The organism is Streptomyces sp. NPDC014870 (assembly GCF_043081505.1).
GTDB lineage: Bacteria > Actinomycetota > Actinomycetes > Streptomycetales > Streptomycetaceae > Streptomyces.
This window is the reverse complement of the sequence record NZ_JBIBWQ010000001.1, coordinates 59,375-75,710: the sequence shown is the minus strand read 5'-3', so window position 1 is coordinate 75,710 and position 16,336 is coordinate 59,375. Positions and strand designations below refer to the sequence as shown.

General features: G+C 70.7%; 5 protein-coding genes. All 5 read right to left on the bottom strand.

Annotation, left to right across the window (positions count from 1 at the left end; translation table 11 throughout):
- Positions 1-140: 140 nt before the first annotated feature.
- Positions 141-7,241: a ricin-type beta-trefoil lectin domain protein gene (locus ACF09C_RS00305; protein ID WP_392086945.1), complete on the bottom strand. Its 7,101-nt coding sequence runs from the start codon at positions 7,239-7,241 to the stop codon at positions 141-143.
- Positions 7,242-7,430: 189 nt separating this feature from the next.
- On the bottom strand, positions 7,431-10,307 hold the full coding sequence (locus tag ACF09C_RS00300; RefSeq protein WP_392086943.1) for a LamG-like jellyroll fold domain-containing protein: 2,877 nt from the start codon (positions 10,305-10,307) through the stop codon (positions 7,431-7,433).
- A 473-nt stretch (positions 10,308-10,780) separates the two neighbouring features.
- On the bottom strand, positions 10,781-11,266 hold the full coding sequence (locus ACF09C_RS00295; protein ID WP_392086941.1) for an SRPBCC family protein: 486 nt from the start codon (positions 11,264-11,266) through the stop codon (positions 10,781-10,783).
- A gap of 323 nt (positions 11,267-11,589) precedes the next feature.
- Positions 11,590-11,883 carry a YkvA family protein gene (locus ACF09C_RS00290; protein ID WP_392086940.1) on the bottom strand — a complete coding sequence of 98 codons (294 nt, stop codon included), beginning with the start codon at positions 11,881-11,883 and terminating at the stop codon, positions 11,590-11,592.
- 356 nt (positions 11,884-12,239) lie between these two features.
- Entirely contained in the window at positions 12,240-16,313 is a 4,074-nt protein-coding gene (locus ACF09C_RS00285; RefSeq protein WP_392086938.1) for a trypsin-like peptidase domain-containing protein, read from the bottom strand.
- Between the last annotated feature and the right edge of the window lie 23 nt (positions 16,314-16,336).

The window sequence follows — 16,336 nt, the reverse complement described above, 5'->3', positions numbered from 1 at the left end:
TCCCGGGGCCCCCGCCCCGCCCTCGCTGGATCCCCCACCCCCCCTCCCCCCCCGGCGGGGCGCTGGGCCCCGCCCCCCCGCCCGCCCGGGCGGGCCCCCCCCCCCCCCCCCACGGCCGGGGAGTCAGGCTGTTCAGCCTATCATCGGGACGCCTGCTGAACGAAGTCGGATATCTGTCCGGGTGTCATGTCCGGCAGATCGAGTTTCAGGAACTCGTCGAGCGACTTCGGATCAGGAAGGTGTGCCGGGATATCGATTCCGATTCCACTGAGAATCTCCCGGGCCCGGTCCACGGGAATCGACAGCGAGGCGGCGTTCGCCACATCGCCTGGCAGCGCGTTGATGACCACCTCACGGTCCTGCGGCAGGGAGCCCCAGTAGCGTTCGGTCTCGATTCCGGCCCGCTGGAGGTTCGACGAGGGAATCACGTGGACGACCGCGTCGGCGCCCCGGCTGGCGGAGTGCACCGCGTACGCGGTGGCGACTCCGGGGTGCCAGGTCGAGGGGGTGGCACCGCTCTGCTTGGTGCCGGGCGATCCGCCGAAGTTCTTGGTGGTGCCGCGGAACAGGGTCTCCCCGCCGTCACCGCCACCGCCACCGCCACCGCCGCCCGCGCCGTCGTCGCCACCGTCCTTCTTGCCGCCGGCGCCGTCGCCCTTGGTGCCCGCGCCGTCGCCGGCGTCGTCCTTCGGCTTGGCCGGCGGGTCGGGCTTGGGAGCCTCCTTCGGCTTGGGAGCGGCCGGCGGGGTGACGTTGTCGGCAGCGCCGGCGGCCCCCTTCGCGTCGGCGGCCTTGTCGGTGGTCTTGGTGACCGCCTGGATCGCGTCGACGCCCTCGTCGACGTACTTCGCTCCCTTGGCCGCGCTCGCGCCGTATCCGACGATCGGGATCGCGGAGGAGAAGGACAGACCGGCGTCGACGTAGTTGCCCTCTGCCGTGTACCAGAAGCCGTTGGCGACGTCGGCCGCCTCGCCCACGACCGGCACAAGGCCGACGACGTCGAGCGCCGCATGGCCCCAGTCCGACCAGCCCCACCACAGGCCCGTGGGGTCGGGGAACATGACCGGGTTGTTGCGCCCGTACGCGTACGGGTTCAGGTGCTGCGGATCGGACAGGTCCAGGACCGGGTCGACCGAGAGGAACCGGCCCAGGGCCGGGTCGTACTGGCGGGCGCCCATGTGGACCAGGCCGGAGCCCGGGTCGTTGACCGCCCCGACGAAGCCGTGCTGTCCGGGCCACGCCGACGGGTTGGTGCCGCGGACCTCGCCGAAAGGCAGCGTGCGGCGCTGGGCGACGGTCTGGCCGGCGGCCACCGCGTCGATGGTGAGTTCGGCCGTGCCGTTGAGGCCGCCGGCCAGCCAGTGCACCTGGGTGGGGGAGGTGCGGACGGCGACGGTCTTGCCGCCGTGGCTGTAGTAACGGACGGCGCTGAGCGTGTCGTCCGTGGCGGCGCCGGTGCTCTTGGTGTCGACGGTGAGCTCGGTGGTGCCGAGGTACAGCGTCGCCTTGCCGTACTCCTTGCGGATCAGACGGTTGCCGTCGGAACCGTAGACGTTGGTCGTGTGCTTGGCGAAGCTCCACCGCTGCGTCGCGGAGGCCGAGCAGGTGACCGCGGTGGCCGCCGTGCCACCGGTGGCCGAGGTCAGCGTCAGGCACAGGCCGGTGGCGGTGTGCTTGACAGTGCCGTTGTCCTGGATCCTCCACTTCTGCGTGGCGTCCCCGGCGGAGCAGGGACGGGCGAGGACGGCGCTGCCGCTCGTGGTGCCGTTCGGGACGGCACATACGCCGTGGGCGGTGAGCAGCTCGTCCTTGGTCAGCTCCCAGGCCTGGGCGGTGCTCCCGGAGGCGCAGGCCAGGCCCTGGATCGCGGTGCCGGAGGCGGTGGCTCCACCCTTGAGGTCAAGGCAGAGGCCGCCGTTGCCGGTGACCGCGCCCTTCTCCCCGGCCTTGGACGCGCCGGCGAGGCGGCCGACGGCGTCCCAGCGCAGCAGCTGGTCGACGGCCGGGGTCAGCGCGGTCGCCGCCTTGGTACGGCGGACGGTCTTGCCGGCCGCGTCGTAGGCGTGGCTCTGGGCCGTGTCCGTACGGGCGGTGACCGCTCCCGAACTGTTCACCGTCTCGGTGGTGACCGTGGCGGTGGGCAGGGCGTGCGGGCGGTCGGAGCCGGGCGCGGGCGGCTGGGCGGTGGTGGTGACCCGCAGGGCGGAGGCGCCACCGGCCGCCGGGTTGACGGGGTTGCGGATCTCCTTGGTGCGGTTGCCCGCGGTGTCGTACTCGTACGAGTGCCAGTACGGCGCCGGGCCGCCGACCGCGCTGTTCGCCGCCGGGGGCGCCGCGCAGTTGGTGGCGGTCTGGCTCCACGCCGTCTTGAGCCGGCGCAGGTAGTCGTACTGGAAGCACTGGACGTCGGCGGTCCTGCCCGAGGGCGCGTCCGCGATGGTCGTGATGTTGCCGGCCGCGTCGTAGACGTAGGTCGCGTCGACGTCGGGCGTGGCGATGGACTCGCGGTCGATCCGGCTGCCGGTGAGGCGGCGGGTGCCGTCCTCGTGGAAGTTGGTCAGCCAGGTCTGCTTGGCGGCGCTGGAGACGCCGAGGGTGAGCTGTTCGGTCTCGCCGAAGTTCGAGTAGCGGGTCTCCCGGACGTAGTCGGTGGTGCCGTAGGTGAAGACCGGCAGGCCGGTGAGGTCGTAGCCGGTGGTGATCTTCTCGGACGGGAGCGGGCCCGCCGCCGGCAGGGTCACGCCGGCCACCGAGCCGTCGGCCTTGTAGGTCGCGGTGGTGGTGTAGGTGCCGGCGAGCTTGCCCTCGGCCGCCGGGACGATCAGGGCGGTGGAGGTGGGGCGTCCGTTGAGGTCATAGCTGTTGACGACGGACTTGTACTCGTTGCCTCCGCTGAACGTGGAGGAGGAGGTGACGCGGCCGATGCCGTTGGGGAGGGTGTCGTAGACCCAGGAGTTGAGGGTCTCGCCCCCCTTGGTGATCTTGGTCGTGCGGCCGATGTTGTCGTAGTGGTAGCTGACGGGGACGCCGAGCGGGTCCGTCGCGGTGGCGAGGCGGTCCAACTCGTCGTAGGCCAGCGTGGTCACGCCCTTGTCCGGGTCGTCAGCGGTGCGCTGACGACCGAGCGCGTCGTACGTCCACTTCCACTCGTTCTTGGCCGTCGCGTCCTTGACGGAGGCGAGGCGGCCGGCCTTGTCGTAGCCGTAGGTGGTGGTGCGCCCGGTGCCGGAGACGGAGGGGGACTCGTACTCGGTGAGCGAGACCCGGCGCCCCTGGGCATCGGTGCAGACGCGGGTCGGGGTGCCTCCGGTGGGCGGGTCGCTGTCCGTGCAGTCGCCGTGGAAGACGGTGCGCGTGCGCCACTTCTCGGCACCGCCGACCTTGAAGACGGTGGCCGTGGCACGGCCCGCGCCGTCGTAGACGGTCTCCGTGGCCGGCGGGTTCCCGCCGACCGCGTGCTGGGGCTCGACGACCGTGGTGCCGGGGGAGTCGAGGTTGTAGAACGGGCCGTGCTGGACGACGGCCAGGCCCCGCGAGTCGTACTCGACGAGGTTGAGCACCCGCCCGGTGTTGGGGGTGGGGCTCTGGGTCTGGCGCTCGCGCAGCAGTCCGTCGTACAGCTTGTGCGCGACCGCGACGTTCCCGTTTGGCTTCAGCGTCCTGGTGGTGACGGTGCTCGCCGCGTCCGCGTTGATGTCGTACGCGTACTCGGTGTTGGGGACGTCGGTGGCCTTGGCCCGGCCCGGCAGCCACACCTTGGTCAGCCGGCCGAGCGCGTCGTAGGCCAGGTCGGTGCGCTGGTTGTTGGCGTCGACCGTGGCGGTGACGAGCCCGAAGGACGGGTCGACGACCGAGGTGGTGCTCTGCCCGGTGCCGCCGGTGGCGGCGGGCGGGGTGGTGACCTTCATCCCCGTGACCGGCCCGCCGGTGGCGGGGGTGTAGGAGGTGGAAGTCCGGTTGTTCTTGGCGTCGTGGGTCGCCGTGACGCGGCCGTGGACGTCGTAGTCGGTGGTGCCGGTGGTCTGCAGGACCGGGGTGGAGCCGTTGTAGCCGGTGACCCGCTGGCTGGAGGAGGCGTCCCCCTTGACCGGGGCCGCGCCGTAGGCGAGGTCGTCGTACAGGGTGCGGACGTCGGAGATCGCGTCACCGGGGTAGCTCGGGGTGGTGGCGCAGCCGACCGCGACCGTGTGGACGCGCTTGACCAGGGTCAGCAGGGTCTTGTGGGTGTTGCGGGCGTACTCGTAGCGGGTGCAGGAGTCGTCCGCGGTGTTGTCGTTGGCCCTGTCCTCGCCGATGTCTCCGAGGTCGGAGGAGGACGAGATCATGCCGTACGCGTCGTAGGAGTGATCGATCGCGGTACGGCGGATGCCGCCCGTGACGGCGGTGCGCGTGTCGATCCGGTCGGTGCCGACGAGGGTGGCCTCGTCGCTGCCCTCGGTCGCGGTCGGCGCCGAGATCCAGGGCGTGTTGACCGAGCCCTTGATCTCCTTGGCCGCCCGGTCGGAGGCGGTGGCGGCGGGGACGGAGGAGTAGGTGCGGGACTCCAGGAGGTAGCCCTGGAGGCGTTCCTTGTCCTCGACCCGGGTGCCGTCGGAGGCGGTGACCCAGATGTCCTCGCTGCCGCCGTCGCCGTTCGTCCGGTCGCCGTCCATGCCCCGGAGGTAGGTTCCCTCGGTGCTGAGCTGCGCGGTGCCGGCGTCGCCGGTGACGGTGCGGACCGTCTGGAATCCCCGGAACTGGCTCCAGGTCTTGTTCTTGCTCTTGGCCAGCTCGCTGTCGTCGTAACGCCAGGCGGCGCCGCCGTAGTACTCGTACGACGTGGTCTTGTTGAGGCCCGCGACCGTGCGGTCGTCCTCGACGACCGTGTCGATGACGTACTTGTGGAACCAGTCCTCGTTCTCGCCGATCGCGCCCTCCTTCGACCAGAAGGAGGGGAAGCACCGCTTGGTGTTGGAGTGCGGGGTCGGCAGGTCGCCGACGGTGCACTCGACCGGCTTGTAGGTGACCGCCACCTCGCCGCCGCTCTCGGAGCGGATGGCGCGGATCCGCCACTTGTACATCGGGTCGCGGTCATGGGCCTCGGCGTGCACCCGGTTGGTGTTCTTGACGCCGTAGAAGACGGTCTTCAGGCCCTCGCTGGTCTGGCCGCCCGAGTGACCGGTGTGCGTGACGCTCTTCAGCCACAGGGACCGCGGCTGGGTGTCGGCGGTGGCCGGGTAGGACTGGTCGAGGGTCCACGTGTCGACCGGGCTGTAGCTGCCGGACTTCAGGACCTGGGTGGTGACGGAGGTCAGCCGCTTGCGGGAGAAGAAGGCCGGGGACCACTGCTCCTTGCAGGAGTCGGTGTCCGTGCAGATCTGGTCGAACGGGACGTCGGGCCAGCGGGTGGCGGTGTCCTGCTTCAGGTCGCCGGGTTCACAGTCGGCTGCGGCGCCGTCGCATCGCTCGGCGACGCCGAAGACCACCCGGGCCGGGGCGTCGGTGGTGAGGTCGCTGCCCTCCCGCTCGCCGTACTCGATGCGCTTGAGGTGGCCACCGCGGTCGTACGCGACCGAGACGTCGTCGCGCATGGCGCCGTAGCGGTTGGTCTCCTTGTCCCAGTACAGCGTCATGGAGTTGCCGTGGACGTCGACGACGTAGTCGAGGTTCCAGCGCCAGGTCTGGTTGCAGCGCGAGTCCTTGAACGTGGACGCGTGGCAGGGCTCGCCGGAGTCGTCGCCGTACACCGGTACCTGCCAGGCGGATTCCTGGGACTCGGTGTCGGCGGCGGACCGCTTGGCGCGGCCGAAGTAGTAGCGGGTGCCGTCGGTGGTCGTGACGACCCAGAACTCCTTGCTCTCACCGGTGTTGAAGCCGCCCGACCAACGCTCCACGCGCGTGCCGTCGTCGGTCTTCAGACGCCAGGTGCCTTCGAGCTTCATGTCCGGGTTGCCGTCGAGCGTGCGGCTCGCGTCGGTGCCCGACTTCTTCACCAGCTCGCCGTTGCGGCCGCCGAAGGACATGGTGGCGTTGTCCGAGTGCCAGCAGAGGTCGTACTTCTCCTCGCCCTCGGTGTCGTGCCCGTCGTCCTTGCAGGACCGGTACGAACGCTCGATGTAGCCCTGGGACAGCTCGAAGCCCTCGCCCACCCAGCTGGTCTGGGAGTTGGTGGCGGAGGTGCGGCCGTCGACGCTGCCGGAGCTGTAGGCGAGGGACAACTGCGGGGACGGGCCCGCGACCGACGGCGGCACCCGCATCGGGTACTGCCACGTGAAGGCGCCCGAGTTGCCCGACACGGACCAGGTGCCCGAGGGGGTCAGCGAGGTCGCCGCGTAGCTGCCGGAGCTGCCCGAGGCGCCGGCGGACACCGACAGGACGGAGACCCCGCCGGCCGGCGCGGCCGCGGCGGAGCGGGCGGCCGGAGCCCCGGCGGCCCCGCCCTTGAGGAAGCCGCCCTCGGCGAGCGCGGCCTTGGCGGGTACGGCCTCGGGAAGGGCGACCTCGGCGGTGAGCGTGCCGTTCTTCCGGTCGTTGGACGTCTTCAGGACCGTGCCGTCGGCGCACGAGCCCGGCGTGGGCGAGGTGACCAGGCAGGGCGTGTGCTGGACGACGCGCAGACGCGAGGCCCAGTCGCCGCCGTAGGCCGCCGCGAACGCCTTGTAGTCGATCTCGACGGTGACCCGGCCGGCCGCGGTCTCGCCGTCGGCGCGACCGACGGTCAGCAGCAGGCCGTCGACGCCCGCCTTCTTCGTCCTGTCCCGGTCCACGACCTCGACGGCGACACGGTCGGGTACCTGGGTGTCCAGTGCCCGGACACCGGCCGCGCGCGCGTCTGCGCCGGCCGCGGCGAGCTTGCCCCGCACGGCCGCCGGGGTGACGATCCGGACCGGGAGGCTGCCCGCCGGTTCCTCGACCGCGGCCTCGGCTGCGGTGAGCTTGCCCGCCAGGGCCCGGGACCGCAGGCCGTCGACGGGGAGTTCGGCCACACCCTTCCCGGCGGCCGGCCACACCGGCTTCGCGTACGGGACGGCCGACGCCACCGCGGCGGCGTCCTTCGCCTCGCCCTTCTCCCAGGCGAGCGCGGTGACGTCGACCGACTTCATGGCGGCCGTCTTCGGACGGCGCTGCTCCCGCGCGCTCTCGTCCACGGCGTCGGCGGCAAGCCCCGCGGGGGCCTGGAGGAGGGTCAGGGCGAGCGCCCCCACCACCCCCCAGGCCGTCGATCTGCCGCTCCTTCTCAGGAAGGCGCTGCGGGCTCGCAAGCCCCTTGCTCCGTTGCGCATCTGTGTGCGTCTCCTCAACGGCCACCGCGGTCCACGGGGCCGGTTCAGGGCACGACGGCATGGCGTCGTGCCTCCCCCGACGGGCCGCCCCGGATGAGGGCGGCCCGTCCTTGTCCACCGCGCCGCGCGACCGTGCGCGGCGCGGTGTGGTCGGTACTGCGGATCAGCTCAGCTCTGGGACGCGAGGCGGCTGATGTCACTGCGGTCGAGGACGGTCGGGTAGACCCGCACGTCGTCGATGTCGCCCTTGAAGGGGTCGGTGAAGGCCCCCGCCCACTTCGCCCGGCCCACCTGGAGCCCCCCGGTGGCGTTCCAGGTCTTGGTCGGGTCCCACGTGGTGCCTCCGTCGGTGGACGGGATGACGTGGTCGACGCCGGCCTCTTCGCCGTTGACGTAGAGGGTGATCGTGTTCCTGGTCGGGTCGAAGACACCGGCCAGATGCGTCCACTTCCCCACGTGCGGCGTGCTCTGGGCCAGACCCGCGTAAGCGCGCGCGGCTTCGGTGCCGGAGTCGAGCCGGTGCCGGGCGAGGGTCCAGCCGTACGTGGTGGACCAGTAGAGCGAGAAGCCGTTGCCGACCGAGCCGGACTGGCTGACCACGGCCCGGTTCGCGGTGGCGTCCGTGACCTTGGCCCAGGCCGAGACGGTGAAGCTCTTGCTCGTGTCGACGCGGCTGGGGCCGGTGGCGTGGTCGGCGGCGATGCCGTCGAACCGGACGGCCTTGTCCGTGGCGGCCGCGGGGTCCGCGCCCGCCACCCAGGAGCCGCCGCTGACCGTCAGCGGGGCCTTGTCGTCCGTACCGACACCGGAGGAGTCGGCGGCGACCGTGCCGGTCGTCTCGTCGAAGCGGTACGAGCCGACCGTGCAGGACTCGGCCGAGGGGTCGGCGCAGCTCCGGCCGGCCTGGAAGGTCACCTTCTCGACCGTGCTGGCGTTCCCCGCGCGGTCGACGCTCTGGAAGTACAGCGTGTGCAGCCCGAACTTGGGGATGGCCACGGACGCGGCTCCGTCGGCCCCGAGGGCCGCGGGATCGACCTTGGCGGCCGGGGTGGAGTCGTTCAGTCCCCACAGGTAGTACTGGACGTCGTTGCCGTACACCGAGTCCTTGTTGCCGTTCGCCCTGAGGGTGAAGGGCATGGACTGGCCGGCCTTGATGTTCTCGGCCGACGGCAGGGCGACGGCGGGCTTGTCGGGATCCTCGGTGTCGACACCGAACTCGCACCAGTCCGACCACGGGCCCGCGTCGATGCCGTCGCTGGCCTGGGCGTGCCAGTGGTAGGTGTGGCCGTGCTTGAGCTGGCCGCTGGGGATGCCCTTCTCGAAGGCACCGTCCGGCTCGTAGCCGGTCACCAGGTCGCCGTACACCTTGACGTCGTCCGCGTTCGGCACCATGTCCCAGGCCTGGAAGGTGACCTTGATGTTGTGCGGGTCGGCGTCGGCGGCCGTGACGGTGAGCACCGGGGTCGTGTCGTTCTGGTTGACCCAGGGGCGGCTGGAACCCGTGACGCACGCGGTCGTCGGGCTGGTCGTCTTCTCGCCGGAGGGCTTGCCGGGGAGGGTGTTGTAGTAGATCCGGAGCGTGCCGCTGTCGCCCTTGAACCGCTTCCAGCCGCCCGCCGCGTCCTCGTCGGCGGCCCGCAGGGAGAAGGCGATCGAGCCGCCCGCGGCCGCCTTCGAGCGGACGCTGGCGGTGAGGTTCTCGTTCGTCTCCTCCGGGTTGTCGTTGAAGTTGACGGTGCCGTTCTCGCAGCCGAACTGCTCGTTGCCGTAGGCGACGTGGCGGTCGCCCATGAGGTCGCCGTCGGCGGGCTTGTTGCCCCAGTTGGTGGCGGTGGAGAGCTTCGTCTCGTCGACGCGGTGGAGGTTCACCCAGCTCGGGCTGCAGGAGTAGGAGAAGGTCTCGTAGACGCTGAAGGTGGCGTCGTAGATCTTCCGGTTCTCCCAGCCGTCGAGGTTGAACTCGAAGTACATCCGGCCGACGTAGGCGGAGCCGCAGCCGCCGCTGGTGCAGCGGCCGACTCCCTTGTCGTCGTCGAAGTTGGCGTACTCGGTGCTCGGCGAGTCGCTGTTCGCCCACGTGTAGAAGGACCGCTTGCCGGGGGCGGTGGGCTTCTCCACGGCCAGTGGCGGATCGATGTACAGCGGGAGGTCGGCCGCGTCGGCGGAGGCGAGCAGCTCGGGGTCCGGCCTCAGGGTGACGGACCGGGTGTCGACCTCCATGGCGACCTCGGCCTGGTCGTCGCCGGGCATCGGGGCCGCGGCGGGGTCCTCGAGAAGGGCGTCCTTCACGACGCCCGCCGGGGCGGCCAGCGCGGCTGTCTCGCTGCCGGAGTCCCACATCAGCGGGGTGCCTCCGGAGAAGACGACCTCGCCCGTGGTGCCGTCGCTGACGAGCAGCCCGCCCTCGGCGTTCTCGCCGATCCGCAGTCCGTCGTTGTCCTGCTCCAGGCGGATGCCGGCCAGGGCGGGGTCGGCCGCGGCCGCCTCGGTGCGCACGACGAGGACCTGCTGGAAGCCCTCGGCGGTGGCCTTCATCTGGAGGTCGACGCCGGGGAAGACCGCCCTGTACTCGGCGACGTCGCCGACGAGGACGGGCTCCGGCAGGCCATTCGGCCACTTCAGGCCGGCGCTGCGGCCGGAGTCCCTGACCTCCACGAGCGGGTCGGCCCCACCACCGGAGAACTCCACGTCGATCAGCGCGGCCTTGGGCCCCACCGAGCCGTCCGGCTTGACCTCCAATGTGGTGTCGAGGTCCTGCCAGGTCCCGTCGCCCCGCGGGACCCAGCGGGGCGCGGCGGAGAACTCGGCGGTGAAGCCGCCCTCCGGTTCCGCGAAGACCCGCTCGGCGACCCCGCGCTGCGAGATGTCCTCGACCGGTCGACCGGTCTCCTTCGCCGCCTGAACGGCCTCCTGGGTCACGGAGTTGACGTCGGGGAGCGCCGGCTCCCGTTCCTCGGCGTACACCACGGGTGCCGCCATCCCCATCACAAGCGCGGAGCCGAGCAGTACGCCCAGCCACCGGCCCCCCTTGAATTGCGCAGTCACGCGCTGTCCTTCCCCCCGGCAGCTCTTCACGAGCCACCTGTGTACGGGCTGTGAAAGCAATGTGAAGGGGAACCTAACGTGGCCAAGATCCAGCCAGCCAGGGGTAAGAAATCAGTCAAACCCGCTCAAGATCAGATAAACCTGAATCATCGCGAAGTGATCTTAAACACTCGAACCCCCAAATGCCTCGCAGACTGCTTCACCCTTCAACTGGCGTACCCAAAACGGAAGTTTCGCCTCCGCCGCCGCGTCAGGCCCGACCGCACGTCCCCGCGGTCGCAGACGACCGGACGCACACCGGCGCGGGGGCGCGCCCGACAAGGACCGTGCCCCTACTTCGTGGCGTGCGGCGGCCACGGCCCGCGCCGATGGCGCGCCATCCGCCGCCGAGTCCACGGCGACCCTGGTGGCTACGCGAGGGGCCGCCGGGCGCGGCCGGGGTTACGGGGAAATCGCCACGGGGGTTGTCGGCGTCATGCCCCGCGTACATCCTTTCCCTGCTCGGCGAACGCCTTGAAGTCCTGCATGTGCTGTAGCGACTGCTTGCGGAATGCGCCGGGCATCAGAAGTCCGACGAGCTTCATCATGAAGCCGCTGAACCGGTATTCGTTCTCGCTTTCCCAGAGCGTCGTCTCCGGGCCGGCTTCGGTGAGCCGGTCGCGCACGGCGCTCCACATGCCCTCGCCGACGATCTCGCGGTCGAAGTGAACGGTGCCCGTATTCGCGATGTCGCGCAGGTCTGCAGGTTCCCGGCGAGTGATGGTCTCCGTGCACTCGACTTTCCGCCGGCCCATCTGCAGCACGACGCGCGACGTGGTGCCGAGCTGCCCGTGCTCCCCACTGAGCGGCTCGTGCAGGACCAGGCCCCGCAGCCATTTCGGCAGCTGCGCCGGGTCGGCGAGCAGCTTGGCCACTTCGCCCCGCGGCAGGGCGATCTCGATGGAGACGGTGTATTTCATGGGGAGCGCTCTTCCTTTCCTTCCAGCTGCGGGACAACGCGCCCTTGTCATGAGCGCAGACGCGCAATCTCAGTACGTATTGATGAGCTTACGCAAAGTGGGGGGGCAGGCCCCCTCCGTCGTCGCCCTCGTCTTTCCGACGACGTCCGCAGGCAGCCGGGCCGATCAGGGAAGTCGAACGTGGCCCCGAGCGGAAGTCGGAACCGGACTGGAGTGGGGTTGGTGGCCGCGGGCGCGACTTCTGAATTGTCGGGCCGCTTTTTCCTTCGTGGACAGGCCTGCCGATCCCGCCCCACCTGCTCGTGCCCGAGTCCGGGCGTCGCTCAGCCCGGCAGGCTGTCGCGGTCCGCCCCCGCCTTGCCGACCGCCGCGTGCAGCGCCTTCAGGGCCACCAGAAGCACGCCGATGTCGTCCAGATAGACCGGATCCGGAATCAGGTCGATCGGCGAGATCGTGTAGACCACCGCGGCCCAGAACAGGGCCTTCGACTGCAACGGGACACCCGCGTCCAGGAGCAGCTTGCGCGCCTGGAAGACGCGTACGAGAAGGGCAATCGCGAACCCCGCCACCAGGACCAGGAGAACCACGACGGCGATGAGCCAGAAGGTGTTGTCCATGCTGCTCTCCTACCCGTGCCGGCCCGGCCGCGCCCAGAGCCGCAGGACGCTGGGTGTCCGCGATGGTGACAAGGCTACGACACCGGCCTCGCCGCCCGGCCAGACCGCCATCCGCGTGCCCGTTCGGCGCCGCCGGATCGGTGACGAAGCCGCTCCGCCGGTTGGGCAGCACCGGAAGCGGCAGGCCGACTCGTCAGGCGCATTCAGTAAGCAGTGATGAACAGACAGCTATGGTTCGCCATCCAGGCGGACCGTACTTCCCATCATCGCGGCGGTCGTGCGGGCACGGTCCGGCTCGACTCTGGCAACTCCCCGTCGCACGACTGGGCCGAAGCCTGCTGAGGTCTCTCGGGGGGTCAGGGGCAGCCGGATGCCTCCGACTCGCCGGAAAGGTAGGCCGCGCGTTCCTCCGGAGTGAAGTCGCGGCCGAAGACGCGGCAGACGTGCTCGATGGCCTCGGCGGGTTCGGAGGAGGTGGCCACGTCCCTCAGGCGGACGGTCCCGTCGTCACTCGTGGAGACGATCGTGCGGCCGTTGGGGCTGAAGTCCAAGGACATCATGATCACGTCGTCGGTGAGTACGGTTCGAGGCTCGCCGCTGGCTGTGTCCCAGAGCCGGACAGCGCCGTCATCGCCGGCGGTGGCGAGCGTGCGGCCGTCGGGGCTGAAGGCCACACCGTTCACCCATGAGGCGTGCTCGGTCAGGGTGGTACGCGTTCCACCTGTGGTCGGATCGAGCAGCAGAGCCGTTCCGTCGGCGCTGCCCGTCGCGAGCATGCGGCCGTCGGGGCTGAAGGCCACTGCCCACACTTCGGCATTGTGCCCCGTGAAGGTGGTGCGGGCCTTGCCGGTGGTTGTGTCCCACAGCCGTGCGGTGGAGTCGTCGCTGGCGGTGGCGAGTGTGCGGCCGTCCGGGCTGAAGGCCACCGCATTCACCTCGTCACCGTGGCCCCTGAACGTGGTGCGGGTCTTGCCCGTGGTCGTGTCCCACAGCCGTGCGGTGGAGTCGGCGCTGGCGGTGGCGAGTGTCCGGCCGTCACGATGGAAGGCCACCCCCCACACGGTGCCGCCATGTCCTGCGAGTGTCTTGCGGAGCTTGCGTGTGGCTGTGTCCCAGAGCCGGACAGCGCCGTCATCGCCGGCGGTGGCGAGCGTTCGGCCATCGGGACTGAAGTCCACCGCCTTCACCTCGCCACTGTGCGCTTTGAGCGTCGCGCGGGTCCTGCCCGTGGTCGTGTCCCAGAGACGGACGGTCTTGTCGGCGCCCGCCGTGGCGACTGTGCTGCCATCGGGGCTGTAGGCCACCGCCGACACCGCGCCGTCATGCCCCTTGAGCGTGGTGCCGTTGTCCGGCGGATTCGCATCCCACACGCGGACCGTCTCGTCCCGTCCGGCAGTGGCGAGCGTGCGGCCGTCCCGACTGAACGCCAGCCCGAGAATGCCGTTCGAGTGCCCGGTGAGCGTGGCTCCGGCTGTGCCGGTGGTGGGGTTCCAGAGCCATACGTAGCGGTCGCTCGCGGCGGCGAGCTTCCTGCCGTCCGGGCTGAAGGCCAGCTGGGACGCCGCGCCGTCGAGCGTGGTGCGGCTCTTGCCCGTGTCCCCGTCCCTCAGATGGACCTCGTAGTCATCCGCAGTGGCGAGCGTTTTGCCGTCCGGGCTGTAGACCACCGATGTCACCGGCTGTGTGTGCTCGTTGAGCGTGGTGCGGGTCCTGCGGGTGCCCATGTCCCAGAGACGGACCGTCTTGTCGGCGCCACCTGTGGCGAGTGTGCGGCCGTCCGGGCGGAAGGCCACCGACGTCAGCCCCTGAGTGTGCCCTTTGAGTGTCGCCAGGGCTTTGCCACCGGACGCCTCCCACAGTCGTGCGGTGGAGTCGGCGCCGGCGGTGGCGAGTGTGCGGCCGTCGGGGCTGAAGGCCACCGACGTCACCCCCTGTGAGTGTCCTTCGAGTGTGGCGCGTGCCGTGCCCGTGTCCGTGTCCCAGAGCCGGATCGTCCTGTCCGCACCTGCGGTGGCGAGTGTGCGACCGTCGGGACTGAAGGCCACGGCATTCACCCCATCACTGTGTCCCTTCAGCGTGGTGCGGCTCTTGCCCGTGACCGTGTCCCACAGGCGGATCGTCCTGTCGGCGCCGGCGGTGGCGAGCGTGCGGCGGTCGGGGCTGTACGCCACAGCGCGCACCTCGCCGGTGTGGTCGGACAGACGACGGTGGGCCGGCAAGGCACCTGCGTCGCGCAAGCTCTCGGTCGCCTCGGACGTGTGACTGGTGCTGTACGCCTTCACCGCCAGCAGCGCGGCAAGCTCCGGGTTGGTGTAGAACAGTTCGTCGGACCGCGCGGCGAGCTGCCGTGACAACGCAGCCTCCTTCTCGCTGCCCACCTTGTGCCACTGCCACACCGCACCCCCCGCCGCCAGAAGCGCCAGCACCAGCAGCCCCCCGAGGACGCCGTTGAGCACACGGCTGCGCCGGATCGCGGCCCGCTGGCGCTCACTGCTCGCCGTCAGGAACTCCGCGAGGTCCGCCGGCAGCCGCCGCTGCTCGGACCACTCGACGCCCTCCGCCAGCGCCGTCCCGCCGAGCAGGTCCCCCTGGTCCTTCTCGGTCGCCCAGCGGGACTGGCGATCACGGGTACGGTCGAGCCACTCCTGGAAGCGGTGGTCCTGGTCGACCCATTCCCGTAGTGCGCCCCAGTCGCGGATGAGCGCCTCGTGGATCAGCTCGGCCACCGGTTCCCCGGGTGTTCCACCGGGGCGCGGTGGGGCCCCGAGCGTCTGGGTGGTGATGATGCGGCGTCGGGTGAGCGCGGCGATGACCGAATCGACGGCCGCCCGCTCGCCGTTGTCGCCCGGGGCGGCCGCCAGATCCCGCAGCTCGTGGAGGGGGACCTGGGTGCGTACGGCGGTGATGTGGTGGCTGGGGTCGGCGGGGTGCACAAGGGAGGTCAGCGCCCTCCGCGCGATGTCCCGTTGGGAGGGAGACAACTCGTCGAGCGCGCTGTCGCACCACGTGGTCACGCTTCCGCTGACCTCTCCGATGCGCCGGTACGCATCGTGGGTGAGATAGCCGTCCTGCCGCCGGTTCCACAGCTGCTGGAGTGTCATCTCCAGCAGCGGCAGCACGGTGACGGGTGCCTGGCGGGTGACGGCCGACTCGGTGGTGATGTCCAGGACGTCACCGATGATCCGTTCGGGCAGCCCGGGCTGGAAGTGCAGCCCCACATCCTCGGCGGGCAGGACGATGATGCCGTGCAGATCCTGCTGGCTGAGGGTGCCCGGCACATTGAGGAGCCCCGGCATCGCCGCGTCCAGCAGCCTCGGGGCGAGAGCGGCCAGTTGCGGATAGAAATCGTCCCGCATGACAAGGATCATGGTGATCTTGGTGTACTCGTCGGCGGCCGAGGTGACCTCGTCGACGACGTTCAGCATGTCCCGCAGCCGACCGTTCTTGGTCTGCACGAGAAGCTCTTCGAACTGGTCGATGATCAGCAGGACGCGCTGGCAGGAAGGTTCGGCCGCCAGCCTGCGGTTGACCGCCGCCGTGATGCCGTCACTGCTCGCCCCGGGCAACCCCGCCCGCTCGATCTCGGCGAGCATGTCCTGTCTGGGCCGCGCCAGCACCGGAAGCCACCGGTCGCTGCGCGGCAGTTCTCCCTCCGCCAGCGAGTGCAGCACCCCGGCCTGGATCAGCGACGACTTGCCCGACCCGGACGGTCCGAGCAGCAGCGTCAGCCGCCGTTGCCGGCCCAGGTTCGCCAGCACCTGCCGTACGGCCTCCGACCGGCCCTGGAACCACCGGGCGTGCTCGGCGGTGAACGGCTCCAGACCCCGGTACGGGCACACCTCGCGCTCGGCCAGTTCCGGCAGGATCTCGCGCATGACCTGGGTGGGAGTGGCGTACGCGATGCTCAGCCCCCGTTCGTACGCGTCGGGGGCCGTGATCTCGGTGAGCATGCCGATGACCAGGCCGGTCACCTCGTCGAGGACGGGCCCACCGCTGAAGCCGGTCGTGAGGTCGTTGGCGTCGGTCAGCTGAAGATGCGCGCCCCGCCCGTCCGTGGCGGGCAGCAGATCGCCGGTCTCGCCGAAGCCGAGGTGTCCTTCCGGCGGAGCCTGTGCGGGGAAGCCGAACGAGCGCACCTTGTGCCCCCGGCAGCCCTCCGAGGAGCCGAGCGACAGGACGCGCGCCCCGGCCGGCGTACCGCCCAGCCGGACGAAGGCCACGTCCTCGCCCTCGACGGAACGCCACAGTTCCTCCGGTACGGTGCCCGCCAGCTGGTCGACGCCCACCACGTGCGGAAAGGCCAGCAGGACCTCCGCGCCGGGCCCGCCGCCGGCCGCTTCGACGACGTGCGCGCAGGTGACCACGACGCCCTCGGCCACCAGGAATCCCGTGCCGGCCACTCGGCCGTCCGGGGTGAGGATCTGGGCCACGGCCGTTGGAAGATCGGATGAGA